This is a genomic window from Gemmatimonadota bacterium (assembly GCA_026387915.1).
Classification (GTDB): Bacteria; Gemmatimonadota; Gemmatimonadetes; order Gemmatimonadales; family Gemmatimonadaceae; genus Fen-1231.
Map to the genome: position 1 here is coordinate 183,457 of JAPLKS010000022.1, position 13,662 is coordinate 197,118.

Here is a 13,662-nt window from a genome sequence, read left to right on the forward strand (position 1 = left end):
GGCGTCTCGTGTTCAGTCGTTTACGGTAAACGGATAACGGTTTACGGCTAACCGTAAACGCCTGGAAACCACTTTAGTTCACGCAGCAATTGAGGCATATGTCCGAGTTCGAGTACGTCACCCTAGATGTCTTCACCGATCGCAAGTTTGGCGGCAATCAACTTGCCGTCTTCCCCGACGCCCGCGGTATCCCCGAAGAGTTGTTGCTCACCATTACGCGCGAGTTCAACTATTCGGAAACGACGTTCTGCTATCCGCCCGTGAATCCCGCGCACGCCGCCAACGTGCGCATTTTCACACCGGGCGCTGAAGTGCCGTTCGCGGGACATCCCACGGTTGGCACGGCGATCGCGCTCGTGGCGGGCGGCAAGTTCGGATCGCCGACGGGTGAGTCGCGCATTGTGCTCGAAGAAAAAGTTGGACCGATTCCCGTCACGGTGCGCATCGGCAGTGACGGCAGTGCATTCGCCCAGTTCGCCGTTGCCAAGTTGCCAGAGGTGGGGCCGCCGGCACCGTCGCGTTCGATGCTCGCGAAAATTCTTTCGATCAACACTGAAGACGTCCTCAGCGCGCGCTATGCGCCGGAGCCTGTGAGCTGCGGACTCCCGTTCTTGATTGTCGGTGTCACGGGGCTCGACGCGCTCGAGCGTGCGCGTGTGCGCGTCGAGAAATGGGAAACCACCCTGCAGTCCGCGTGGGCACCGGATCTCTTCGTGTTCGCCAAGGATCCGTCGGGCGGCGACACACACTATCGCGCGCGCTGCTTTGTCCCGAGTTGCAGCGTCCCGGAAGATCCGGCAACGGGTTCGGCAAACGCCTGCTTTGCCGGCTATCTCGCCATGCGCGAGCGCGCCAAGGACGGCGCGTTTCGGTGGACCGTCGACCAGGGCGTCGAAATGGGGCGCGCCAGTCGCATTGAGATTGAAGCCGACAAAGTGGCGGGAAGCGTCGCGGCCATTCGCGTCGGTGGCTCGGCGGTACACGTCATGCGCGGCACGCTTCACCTCGACTGAGCCACGTCGACTGAACGTCGGCGGCCAACAGGCCGCCGGCCCGCGCACACGACCGATTATACCGTTGGAAACTCGTTCACGGCTGTGCGTTCCATCGAGCGACGGCCAGCGGCCGTCCCATCGAACGTGCGCATGCCGGGGTGCCACACCTCGGTGCGATGACGTCCATTCCGCTTGGCCACATAGAGCGCTTCGTCCGCGCGCGCAATGAGCGTCTTCGCCACCTGATCGCTGCGCGCCGCTTCCGACGCAATGCCAATACTGACCGTGATCTTGCGATTCGGCCCAAGGCTCGCAAAGGGTCGCGTCTCAAAGGCGTGATGGATGCGGTCGGCGAGAATCGTGGCCCCTTCCAGTTCCGTATCGGGCGCGAGAATCTCAAACTCCTCACCGCCAATGCGCGCCACGACGTCACCGAGTCGCGCGGTGTCGCGGAGCAATGCGCCCATCTCGCGGAGCACTTCGTCGCCGGTGAGATGGCCAAACTCGTCGTTCACAAGCTTAAAGTGGTCCACGTCAATCGCCAGCACCGCCATCGGATGCGTGCCGCGCACGGCGCGCGATACTTCGCGCGTGGTCAGTTGCTCAAAGCCGCGACGATTGAAGCAGCCCGTCACCGGATCGGTGAGCACGATCGTCTCGAGATGGGTGCGCATCTTATTGTAGGCGCGCCCCACCACGGTGATCGCGTCGGGCATATGATCGAGTTTTTCGTCGTAGCCTTCGCTGAAATCACCATCCTGCACGCGTTCGAACACGTGAATAATCCGAGCGAGGCGCTTCGTCATCTGCCCCTGCAGGCGCGCGAACAACAGCGCGCCCGTCATGAACAGCACAAGATTCCAGAGATGCTCGGCCGGTACCTCTAACCCACCCATCTCCGCCGCCGTCAGCACCACCATCGTGTAGGCCATGCCTATCACGATGAGGTTGTACACCGTCGCTCTGGATCCAAAGTAGAGCTGCGTGAGCTGGACCGTAAATATCGAGAGGATCAGGCCGCGGGCATATTCTGTGGGCGGCGTAATCACGAGCAGGATGCCGAACAGCAGCACCATATCGGCAAGCACCGCCATCGCCACGGCTCGTCTTCCCGCGGTACCGCGCCGGCGAATCACGGCGCAGAACACTTCGTTGGCAATGAGGTAGGTGCCGATCATCGCCAAGCCAATGAGCAAGGCGGGGTGCACACCAAGCCGGCCCGCGACCACCGAGTTGGACGCAATAACTCCCGCCCACTTCAGCGCCGTCGTGCCGAGGCCAACCACCAACACGAAGGTGCGCCGAAACTTCCCCTGCCAGAGGAGAATTTCGGCGCTCGATAACTGGGTTTCAATTGCCGAGAGATCGCTGCTCACATCTCACGTGCGGAAGGGGGGGCATCGTTACTAATGGTAAGGACGCTGATTCCCCCTCGGAGGCAACCCGTTCGCCGCTCCAATCCCCCACGACGCCCCAACAACCGTTAGAACTTGGCCTCGAGGTACACGTCGAACCGCCATTGCTTGGCTGGATACAGGCCGCGGGCGAGGTCCATACGGATGAGACCGTCGAGCATCGAAATACCGGCGCCGGCGCCTGACATTGGACGCCCGGGCTTCGAAAAATCCTTGCGATCCCCCGCCCAGCCGATGTCCCCGAACACCACCGGCCGCACGCCAACGTTCCCGAGTCCAAGCTCCGCGCGCGCCATCCAGAACGCGTCGCCACTCGCGGTGAGCGCCGTCTGTCCGCGCACCGTCTGGAGCCCGCCCAAATAGAATTTCCGCTGCACGGGCACCGAGCCGGTCGTGTAGCCAGCCGCGCCATTGAGCGAAAAGCCCAGCACTCCCAGACTGTGACTCACGGTCAGGTCGGCCAGACCGCGCACGTATTGATAGTCGCCGCCCGCCGCCTCGAGCCGCAGGTCGGAGAGCGAGCGCCACCCGTTCGGATCAAGTCCAGCGCTCGCCACCAACCGCGCCGCACCACCGTACACCGTCGCTTTCTGCGCCGCCGGGTTCGCCAGGAAGCGGTCATCGTTGGCGCCGCCAAAGAGCGACCACCGCGTGTTCACGTCGGCCTTCCATTGCTGCTCGCCAAAGAGCCGCCACTCAAGGCGCCCAAACGGCTGCGATTCTCCATGAATCTCCGCACCCCAGTTCCTATAGTAGGCACCTTCGTCACGCGCGTAGAGCACATTGGCGAGCGACGCGCCAAAACTCAGCGGCGTGCCGTAGTCGTTCATCGCGCCGAGTCTGCGGTAGACCGTGGCCCCAATGGTCGCGCGGCCATTGCTGCGCGTCATCCCCAGTTCGCCATTGAAGGCGCGATCCGCCACCGAGCCGCGCACGCGCAGCGCAGCGGCATAGCCGCTCCCGAACTCCATCGTCGCGCCGATCCCCGTGCCAAACCCTTCCACGCGATTGTACCGCGTGTACGCGAGCCCATACTCGAGCCGCGGCATCTGTGGCGCCCATCCGCTTTGCAGCCCCATCGTCAGCGCTTTCACCAATTGGTCACGATCGGCACTGCCAAACACGACGTCGCCTGGATCGTAGATCGACGGCGGCAAATCCGGCGAGTTCGCGAGTTTGACGGCGTCGCACGGCGTGCGCGTAAAGACGGGCACCGCTCCTTCACCACGGCGCGCTTCGCTTGTATAGAAGCCGTTCGCCTTGCATTCGCGTTCGTGCTTCTCCTGCAACTCCTTCACACGCACCTTGCGCGCGATCTTCATGAGCGAGTCGGTCACCACCTGCGAAGACTTGGCGGCCTCGAGACTGTCGCGCAACACACGGAGTCGCGACGGCGTAATCGGCGGAACGGTGATCGGCGCGTCGAGCGCGTTGACGCCGGCGTAGCGGATTTTTTCTTCAAGCGTAATCGGGATCCGCATAAAGCCGGCCTGCGCCATCCCTTCCATGGCGTTGGCGCGCGGCAGCCAAAAGCGCTGATTGTAGAGGCCGTACTCGATGGTGATCGCCGAGACTTCTACTTTCATCGGCGACATAATCGCCTTCACCAGCGCGGGGGGACCGTCGTTGTTGCGGTTGCGGTCGCGCGGCGGTGGCCCTCCGGGCCCTCCGCGTCCGTTGCCTCGTCCTTCGCCCCGCGCAACGCGACCCGTGGCCAGCGTGTCCGCGCCCGCGCTGTCGGCCTTCGCCAACTTCGCCTGCTCGTCCACCATTCCCCACACATCCAGCGGCACACTCAAGCGATACACCGCGCGCACAAGATGCGCCGTGCCTTCATCGAACCAAAAACTGCCCACGCTCACATTCCATTTGGGCTGTCGCGCCACAATACGAATCTCGCGCAACGTGAGCGTCTTACCATCCGGCAAATTCATAAACACCGAATCGCCGGTCTCGTAGAAGTAGTAGGCCTCGGCCCCTTCCTTGAGCGGATTCACGAACTCGCGCTCATCCACTTCATCGCGACTCACCTGACTACCGCCAATCCATAACTCTTCTTTACCCGGATAGTACGGCAGCGAGGACGTGCCGGTCATTTCCGTGTCACTGCTGTCGGAGAATCCTTTCGCCATCGGCACCACACTGCGACTCCCCTTCACATCCACAATCGCCCCCGCGGTGCGATCCCACTGCACACGCGTCGCTTCTTCGTGGCGCATCGCCAAGCGGTCGCGGCCAAACGCCTTGAACCCTAGCCCCACCGAGATGCGCTGATAGGTGGTGGCGTCGTAACTGCGTAGCAGACTGTCCTGGAGCAGTCGCGCCGACCGTGCACGCAAAATCAGCGTACGCGCCGCTTCATCGCGGTACGCCGTGCGCCGTAACTCGGCGGTGACCACCGCACGCCGCACCGGACGCTTTCGATCACCGCGCGATTCCTCCATCGCGGCGGCCGTCTCGGCGCGCGCGCGCTTTGCCGCGTTCGCGAGCGCGGTATCCTGCCCCACGCGAACCCCGACGGAGACCTGAAGAGCAAGAATAAGCGGTGTAAAAGCCAGCATCGGGCAATCTCCAAAATTCAGGCGGAGTGGCGTCTGCTTCTGATACGCTTGGGACGGGCATTCGGTTTCTGAAATACGCGTCGAATACCCGCCAAGGGGACGAAGGGCGGCCTACGGGCCACCGGCGGTGGTCTCCGCTCTCATCGGCCGAGGTCGCCGCATGGACCGTCACACCGCCACAGCCATTGCGCCACCCAGTAGCCGTTCGTTCGATTTCTCCTATGACCACCCCTGCTGATTTCGGCGACGTCGGCGCGCCAGAGTTCCGCGAGCGCGCCCACGAACTCGTGGAATGGATTGCCCGCTACCTCGATGCCCCCGAGCGATATCCCGTGCTCCCGCCGCTGGTGCCGGGCGCCACGCGTAACCGCCTCAGTCCGTCCCCTCCCAAGGAGGCGGAGCCGCTCGCGCGTATCCTCGCTGACTTCGAAACGCAGGTTCTCCCGGGCCTCACCCACTGGAATCACCCTGGGTTTCTGGCCTACTTCGCCAACACAGCTTCGGCGCCCGGCGTCCTCGCCGAGTTCCTCATAGCTGCGCTGAATGTGAATGGCATGCTCTGGCGCACCGGTCCGGCCGCCACCGAACTCGAACAGCTGACGACCGACTGGCTCCGCCAACTCCTCGGCTTGAGCGAGGGATGGTTCGGCATGATCAACGACCTCGCCAGCACCAGTACGCTGTACGCCCTCGCCGCGGCGCGTGAAGTAGACGCCGAGCTCGACGTGCGCCGCAAAGGACTCGCTGGCCGCGACCTGCCGGTGATGCGCATCTACTGCTCCGAACACGCCCACTCCAGCGTGGACAAAGCCGCCATGACGCTCGGCATTGGCTTTGAAAATGTGGTGCGCGTGAAAGCGGACGCCGAGTTTCGCATGCGCCCCGACGCGCTGCGTGAAGCCATTGCTGCGGACCGTGCGCGCGGCATGAAGCCCATCGCTGTTGTCGCCACCGTTGGCACCACGAGCATCACGAGCGTCGACCCGGTGCCGGCGATCGCCGATATTTGCGCCGCCGAAAAACTCTGGCTGCATGTGGATGGCGCCTATGCCGGCGTCGCTGGCGCCGTGCCCGAACTGCGCCATCATCTCGACGGCGTCGACCGTGCCGACTCGTTTGTGGTGAACCCGCACAAATGGCTCTTCACGCCCATGGATTGCTCAGTGTTCTTCACTCGGCGCCCCGAGGTCCTCAAGCGCGCCTTCTCACTCGTCGCGGCGTATCTCGAAACCGCTGAGCAGGACGTCGTGGTCAACTACATGGACTACGGCTTTCAACTCGGCCGCCGTTTTCGCGCGCTCAAGCTGTGGATGGTGCTCCGCGCCTTTGGTGCCGACGGCATTGCCGCGCGCATTCGGCATCACTGCGAACTCGCCACGATGTTCGCCGGCTGGGTACGCGCGGAGTCCGAGTGGGAGATTGCAGCGCCGCATCCGTTCTCCACGGTCTGTTTTCGTCATGTGCCGGCAGGATTGTCGCTCGCCGAGGTGAATGCGCACAACGCGCGCATTTTGGATCGCGTGAATGAGAGCGGCGACATCTTCATGTCGCACACGATGCTCGGACCCACCTATGTGTTGCGCGTGGCGATCGGGAATTTGCGCACCGGCGAATCGCACTTGGCGCGCGCGTGGGAATTGCTGCGCGGCGGCGCGGCGGTGTAGCGCCCGTCAGTGCGCGTGTCGCGACACGCTCGGGCGCAGCTGCAGGTACACCGCCACGCCAGTCGGCGTGCGCGTTCCGTAGGTTGCGAGAAGCGACGCCGGAACAAAGTTCAACGACGCACGGGCGCCGAGCGATGCATCGAGGCGAGCCGCAGAGGCCACGCGATGGATCGCGCCGAGGGTGATGGCGCGAACATCATACAGCGTGGTGAGATCGCCGCCCTGAAAGCCAAGCTCTTCGCCGTTCTTCTCTACGCGCTCGAGGCGCGCGAAGACGGCACTGCGACGCCCGATCTCAAGGTTTGACTCCGCGAGCAGGCTGCTGGAGAGGTGGTGCGGCGACGCACCCGGTCCGCCGTGAATCAACTCGTGACTCGCGGCCCCATGGTGATGCAGATTCACTCCCCACACGAGGCTACTCGAGAGCCGACCGCCCGCGGGTCCGCGCGACTCGGTAAGCACCGACGCCCCCCACCGATGCATGCGCGTGTCCGGCTCGAGCCGATCGTGCGAGTTGAGGAAGGCCCACCACGCTGACGCGACGACGCGCGCGGTGGGAGCCCAGCTCAGTCGACCCGCGTAGGAGTCGAGCTTGGCATCGCGATAATCAACGATCAGATGATGTTCGTCCGGCTCGCGCGGATTGAACACAGAACCTTCAAGCCGCAGCGTGCTGGTGTTCACCCCAACGGTGACCACCCCAAAGCTCTGATGCGCCGCATCCTGCCAGTGATGACCAATCGGCGCAAAGGGATCGTTTTCCGCTGACGGGCGATGCATGAACGACACCGGCCCCACCGCGGGCTCACCAACCGCGCCGACGTACAGCGAGAGTGTCGGACCGTCGCCGACCGCGCGTTCGTAACTCGCGGCCAACTCTGTGAGCGCATTATGGGGATGCTGGCGATCAAACAGAACCGAGTGCCGGTAGGTGCCGCCCGTCTGCAGGAGTTCGGAATAACCGCTCCCGCCAAGTATGAACGGCTCCACACTCGTCATGGCATGCAGGCGCAGCATACCGCCGCTAACGGGGCGCATCGCCATCAGCATTTCCCAGTCGGCTACACCCCACTGATGGGCACCGCGCTTTGTGCCCTGTGCGTCGTAGAAGCCGAATGCCGCGCCCTGCAGCGAGAGCATCCACGCGCCACGCATGATGGTCAGCGCACGCACTGGTGATGAGTCCGGAAGCCAGGACGTCCCCGAACCGCGACGGGCATCTGGAATGCCTGGCGCGGTGGGCACGGGCATGTCCGCCATCTGGTGTTGCGCCCGCAGCCACCCCGGTGCACCCGTGAGGGAGGCTGCGAGCGAGAGCACGCGAACGCCGTGCTGAATACGGGTCATCAGCAGCACGGCGCGGGACCGGATTACTGCTTGAGAATCTGGCCGCGGATTTCGCCGCCGGGGTTCTGCGTGGTGTGAATGTTCGCATACGCCAGGCCGGCGAACAGCAGCTTCCGCAACGAATCCCCACTCATGGTGGCCGTGATCTGCGTGCCCGCGTTCAACACCGTCGAGCCATGCCCGGTACCGCTCGTGGCGCCAAAGCTGAACGACGCGCCGGACAGTGTGTTGAAGTTGATCGTCGTGCCCGAACTGGCCGTGGTCGTCGCCGGTCCGTGGATGTGCCCGTTATTCACGTTCGACGTCAGGCCCGTGAACGTCAGATCATAGGTAAAGGCGTAGTTCGACGTATCGAGCGTGGCGGTAAAGGTGCCGGTGCCGGTGGTCGCATTGGCCGGCACTTCACTGGCGCCATTCAAGGTGGCCTTGAACGTCACGAGCTTGGACACGGGGGCGGGGGCGGTCGCGTCGTCCTTCTTGCAAGCCACGGCGATAATTACGGCGACAGCAGCGATGATCGTGAGGGCGCGAATCTGCATGGGTTGGCTCTGGTGAGGGGGGACAGGGCGAAAATGCACAACGGGTTTATGGTTGACCGGTAAACTATACCGTAACCCCTTACCCTGTCACCCCCCTGTTTGATCCTTTCCAGACGCGGCCGCGACCGCCCTACCGCAGCCGCACCCGCCGGTAGACCACCGTCACGTCTCCAGACTGAATCGGCACCACATCCGCCGGACGCGGCGCGATCGGCATCGCCGCGATCGTCGGTAGGCCCGGCGTGCGGGCCGTCATTTCGAGCGACGGCTGTGCGTCGCGCGGAACCTCAAATGAAAGCACCAGCCCTGAGTCCGACGGCGCGGTGTACATCAGCGTCCATTGTGCCGACGTCCGCCGATACCGCGTGGTGGAAATGTCGCGCCCGTCCACCGATGCCTTCGACACCCGAGCATCCAACAACCGCAAGCCAACCGTCAGCGTGCCAGGCGCCGTCGTCACGCGCACCACCAAGTGACGACCGTCTGCCGTCACGGAATCGGTGATCACTTTCGCCTCGGGCCCGCGAAGCTCCACACGCGGCACCGCACGCGCGGCAAACTTGACCCGCCCATCCATCGACGGCACCAACCAAGCGGGCGCGGCGGAATCGCCCTTCGTTCCGCTGAACATGCGGCGTTCGGCGCCAAGCACCTGCGACGCCCACGACGAGGCGGACGACACATCGGCAGCGGCCCCGAGCCACGCACCCGAGCTATCGGCATTCACCGCATACGTCAGATCGGCCACCGTCGCCTCATCCACACTCGGCCGCACCGTGATCATCCCGACCACGCTCATCGCGAGCGACGCGCCGAGTACCGTCCCCACGAAGGCACCTCGCGTATCGCCAGCCATCTGTTCGAGCATGGGCGTCAGCAACATCGCGAGCAGCGCCACCAACACGCCGAGCGCAATGGCTCCGGCACCACTCAGCGGCAGGGTGAAACCGCCCACTGAGTAGATGAGCGGCACGAGCAACGACGTGGCCACAATGACGCCCATCCACTGCGCGGCGATCGCGCCGCGCCGTGCGAGCACGGCGGCCGCAACAACGGCCAGAGGCCACGCCAATAGAAAACTCGCACCGGGAATCTTCCACGAGACGCCCACCGCGAGCACGGTCCAGATGAGCAGAGCACCCGCGTGCACGGCAGCCGCACTGGCCCAGCGGCGCGCAATGCCCCACGCCGCGGCCGTCACGGCGAACGCCAATAGCGCGCACGCCACCGCGTACACACCACTCCACATCGGTGCGCCACCCCAACCCATCGCCGTATGCAGTCGCACGAGCGCTGTGCTCGCCGCATGTGCGGTGGCCGCGCTCCCAACAACGGCGAGCACGGTCGCCACTGCGCCGATCGTCACGTGCAGTGCCCATCGCGGTTCGCGGCGGCGTCCCTGCACCAGCACCAGCACCACGAGCACCGCGGCCGCGAGACCAATCGGCAGCGACCAACGTTCGGGATACGCGATGATGCCAAGGAACGGAAAATCAAAAAACACCGCGTCGCCCGTCACAGGCCTCGGGAGCGGACCCGCGGCAAAGGCGCGCGTGAGAGCGAGCATTTGGCTGCCATGATGTTGCACACTGCGCGCATCGAGATGCGCGAGATCATCGTGCAACGTGTGGTAGCGCGTCACGCCGCCAATGAAGGCAAAGTTCAGCGCCGGCTGCGCGAGTATCGAAAACTCCGAGAGATCGGTGTCGTTGGGCAGCGAGCGATAAATCGTCACCGTCAACGAGCTGGCGGTAACATCTGGCACCGTACGCAACACGCGCACGGCGTCGAGATTCCCCGTGCCGGTCTCAAACATCATCGATCGTCCAAAATCGCCGCGCGCTTCAAAGTTGAGCATCATCGCCACGTCGTGCGCCCACGGATGCTCACGCACAAATGCGGCGGCGCCGAGCAAACCCATCTCCTCGCCGTCGGTGAACAGCGCAATCACATCGTGCTCGGGAGGCGTTCCGTTTTTCAACGCGCGGAGTGTCTCCAGCAACGCCGCAGAGCCAGCGGCATCATCGCCGGCGGCTGGGGCTGCGCCCACACCATCGTAATGTGCCGCAATCATCAACGCGGGCCCGCCGGGCGTACGCCCCTTCATGCGCGCCAGCACATTCGTCACGCGTCCCGCTACCTGATAGCGCGTCCCAACGCCCGTCGTCGTCTGCAGCTGCGGCTCGAGTCCGAGCGCCGTGAGTTCCGCCATCACGTACTCGCGCACGCGCACGTTGTCCGCGCTGCCTGTTGGGTGCGGACGCTCGCTGATTACGCGCACGTGCCGGAGCGCGCGCTCCGCGGAGAACTCGGCGGCTGGCGCCGATGCGGGCACGACCGCCGGCGGCGTCGCGGTGCGAATCACAAGTGCCGAGCAGAGCGCCGTGAGCGCTGCGGTGGTGGCGAGCGCTGGGCCGCGCGAGAACAGCTTCATAAGAAGAGCCTGACCTGTGGCGAGAATACAGAGCAGCGCGGTGCCAGAGGGACAGCCGCGGTACGTCGCACCTTATTCTGAGCTACGATGACCCGTGGCGCGCACACTATCCACCACGCTACGCGTGGCACGAATCACCAGTTCCGGCTTGAGAAACTGGAGATAGTGCGAGGCATCCGGAACCAGAATGTGCTCACTGCGCGAGGACCACGAGGCTTCTTCGTTGTGCATCGCCTTCCACGCCTCCTTGAAGGCTTTGGCCCCATCGTCGTTGAGCTTCATCATCGTTCGCTCGGCGGGCGAGAGCGGCAACATCGCGGTGAGTACCACCAGCGGGCGGGCGCCGAGCTTGCGGAATGTGCCCGCTTCGACAAGCGTTGGCGCGAGCGCGTCAGCTTCCTTGAGGGCGCCGATGATCGAATTGTTGATATATGCGCCCTGTGCATGGACGCCCGCCATGTCTTGGTGCGGCATTGCCGGCGTGCTCCGCGTTAGGAAACGCAGGAGGCCGGTCCAGCTGAGCGCGGCGCCCACCTTCAGCGGATTCATGGCCAGCATGTCGGCCGACGCGGGCGCAATCACCTTGAACCGTTCGAGTTGATCGGGGTGTGACGCATCCACCATCACCACGCCGGCCACCTGATCGCCGAAATACTTTACGTATGTCATGATGTATGGGCCGCCGAGCGAATGGCCCACCATCACAAACGGAGCGTGCTCGCCCGCTTTTTCGAGCGTCGCATGCAAATCGTCCGCGACGCCTTTGGCCGAGGTTACCGCCGGCCCCGGATCGCTCCACATGATGCCAGCACGACTATAGGCACAGGTGCGCGTGGTGCGCGCGATGGAATCGTGCACGGCCGTCCAGCTCAAGGAGCCGCCGACATCGAGACCGGAGACGAGCACCACCGTTGGCGATCCTTCGCCGCGGCAGTCAATCTGAATTCGGCGGCCACCGATGTCGACGAGTTTCCCCGCCACCGGAAAATCCTTCGCCGCGCTGGATCGTGACACGCGCTCCCAGATGGAGCCCGTCAACAACACGATCGCAATGAGGGAGCCAAAGCCAAGGGCGATGCGGCGGATCCAGCGTTTCATAGAAAAGTCAGCGTGACGAGTGAGAAGGAATGCGATTGGAAAACAGCATCACGGAATGAACTCCCAACCCAGTGCCGCGATTTCACCAAGCGTCTGCCCGGCGAACGGCGCGGGATCTCCCTTGGCGATGGCGAGATTGTTCACATACACCGCGAAGGCAATCTTACGGCCGCTCTTGGAAGTAAAATAGCCGGCGAGTCCTTTGCCGTGAATGAGCTGGCGGCGGTGCAACGGATCGTACGATCCATAGGTTCCGGTTTTGGCATACACCTTGCCAGCTGCCGGTGACTTGGTCTGAATGTCGACGAGCGTGCCGTCCTTGCCCAGAATCGGAAGCGCGCGCTGGAATGCCTCGGCCCATGGGCGTGTGGCGCAGTACTCGAGATACCGCGTCATAAACGCCGCCGAGAAGTACGCGTTGCCGCCGGCACCGTCGCCCTGCACGGCACCGTCAATATCGAGGTGCCCTTGTTCGAGAAAGGCACGTTCGAGATCGAACCCTGTTTTCGTCGTATCGCTCGGCGCTTTGATCGCTGCCACTACATACGGCATCATGCTCGCGTGAAGATTCTGGCTCATCTTGAGAATGACCTTTGCTTCTTCCGTGAACGGCGCGGACACGTGCTCGGCTACCACCGTGCTGTCCGCGTACTTCGTAGCCAGCGCCTTGAGATCTACGTGACGCTTGGTCACGCGAGCCGGGGCGCGCACGCCGGCCTCGCGCAGTATCGCCGCAAAGGTCAACTCCCCAAAACGACTCGGCGTCGGCACCGCCCAGCGCATGTTCTCTGGCGCAGCCGCGCGCGGCACGCGTCCGGTGACGGTGATCGTGCGGGCATCGCGGTTGGTGCTGTCTTCCACGGCTTTGATGACTGGCGCTGTTCCAGAATCGCCCGTCGTCAGCCGACTCGTCACGGTGAGATACGCGGTGCGCGGCGACACCGTGACGCGAGCCGCATCACCGACTTTCGCGCCGGGAGCCACCACAATGTCAATCACATTGTCGTTCACCACGAGCGGTGAAATCGTGACGCCCGTGCCGAGCTCCTTCTCGCCCTCGGCAAAGAGCGAAGCGTCCACGATCACCTGCCCCGTGACCGCGTGAATGCCTTTCGCCGCGATCTGTTTGGCGAGCCCGCGTAGCGCGGCAAGTGGATCGGCCTCGAGCGGCAAGCCACCATACGAATGATCATGATCGGTAAAAGCGAGCGTGCCATCGGCATTCAGGCGCCCAGAAAGATTCGGATCACCCGATGCGACCAAAATGAGATCGCCTTGTACGGTACCCTTCACCACTGGGCCCGTGCGGTACACCCGCGTGTGAAAGCGATGATCGGCTCCGAGTAGCTCGAGCGCCGTACCGGTGGTGAGGAGCTTGGTCGTGGAACCGGGCACCATCAATCGGTCGCGATTCACTGAGTACACAGTGCGCTTGGCTTCGAGATCGTAGAACTCTATTCCCCACGACGCGTGTGTGAATACGGCGCGGTCCATCACTTGCTGAATCCGCTGTTCGAGCGTCAGCTGCTGCGCGGCCAGAGGCAACGCCAGAGAGGCCGAACAGAGGAGTGCGACGGCGGCGGTACGAAGAGCGGATGGACGCATACAG

9 protein-coding genes are annotated in these 13,662 nt (G+C 63.8%); 2 read left to right on the top strand and 7 right to left on the bottom strand.

Annotated elements, in window-relative coordinates; all coding sequences use genetic code 11:
* The first annotated feature begins 98 nt into the window (after nucleotides 1-98).
* Entirely contained in the window at nucleotides 99-1,013 is a 915-nt protein-coding gene (locus tag NTZ43_14730; protein MCX5768472.1) for a PhzF family phenazine biosynthesis protein, read from the top strand.
* Between the two features lie 56 nt (nucleotides 1,014-1,069).
* On the opposite strand, the gene NTZ43_14735 is transcribed toward NTZ43_14730, so the two are convergent.
* Entirely contained in the window at nucleotides 1,070-2,371 is a 1,302-nt protein-coding gene (locus tag NTZ43_14735; protein MCX5768473.1) for a GGDEF domain-containing protein, read from the bottom strand.
* A 107-nt stretch (nucleotides 2,372-2,478) separates the two neighbouring features.
* Complete coding sequence (locus tag NTZ43_14740) at nucleotides 2,479-4,971, bottom strand: BamA/TamA family outer membrane protein (GenBank protein MCX5768474.1); 2,493 nt, start codon at nucleotides 4,969-4,971, stop codon at nucleotides 2,479-2,481.
* A 221-nt stretch (nucleotides 4,972-5,192) separates the two neighbouring features.
* On the opposite strand from NTZ43_14740, the gene NTZ43_14745 reads away from it, so the two are divergent.
* Nucleotides 5,193-6,635, top strand: coding sequence for a pyridoxal-dependent decarboxylase (locus NTZ43_14745; protein MCX5768475.1), 1,443 nt, complete (start codon nucleotides 5,193-5,195; stop codon nucleotides 6,633-6,635).
* 6 nt (nucleotides 6,636-6,641) lie between these two features.
* On the opposite strand, the gene NTZ43_14750 is transcribed toward NTZ43_14745, so the two are convergent.
* From NTZ43_14750 to dacB, 5 genes are all read right to left on the bottom strand, one after another.
* On the bottom strand, nucleotides 6,642-7,982 hold the full coding sequence (locus NTZ43_14750; GenBank protein MCX5768476.1) for a hypothetical protein: 1,341 nt from the start codon (nucleotides 7,980-7,982) through the stop codon (nucleotides 6,642-6,644).
* A 23-nt stretch (nucleotides 7,983-8,005) separates the two neighbouring features.
* Nucleotides 8,006-8,521 carry a CHRD domain-containing protein gene (locus NTZ43_14755; GenBank protein MCX5768477.1) on the bottom strand — a complete coding sequence of 172 codons (516 nt, stop codon included), beginning with the start codon at nucleotides 8,519-8,521 and terminating at the stop codon, nucleotides 8,006-8,008.
* Between the two features lie 130 nt (nucleotides 8,522-8,651).
* Complete coding sequence (locus tag NTZ43_14760; protein MCX5768478.1) at nucleotides 8,652-10,955, bottom strand: M28 family peptidase; 2,304 nt, start codon at nucleotides 10,953-10,955, stop codon at nucleotides 8,652-8,654.
* Between the two features lie 72 nt (nucleotides 10,956-11,027).
* Entirely contained in the window at nucleotides 11,028-12,053 is a 1,026-nt protein-coding gene (locus NTZ43_14765) for an alpha/beta hydrolase (GenBank protein MCX5768479.1), read from the bottom strand.
* A gap of 48 nt (nucleotides 12,054-12,101) precedes the next feature.
* Nucleotides 12,102-13,658 (bottom strand): D-alanyl-D-alanine carboxypeptidase/D-alanyl-D-alanine-endopeptidase, encoded by a 1,557-nt coding sequence (dacB, locus tag NTZ43_14770; GenBank protein MCX5768480.1) that lies wholly within the window; start codon nucleotides 13,656-13,658, stop codon nucleotides 12,102-12,104.
* Nucleotides 13,659-13,662: the final 4 nt, after the last annotated feature.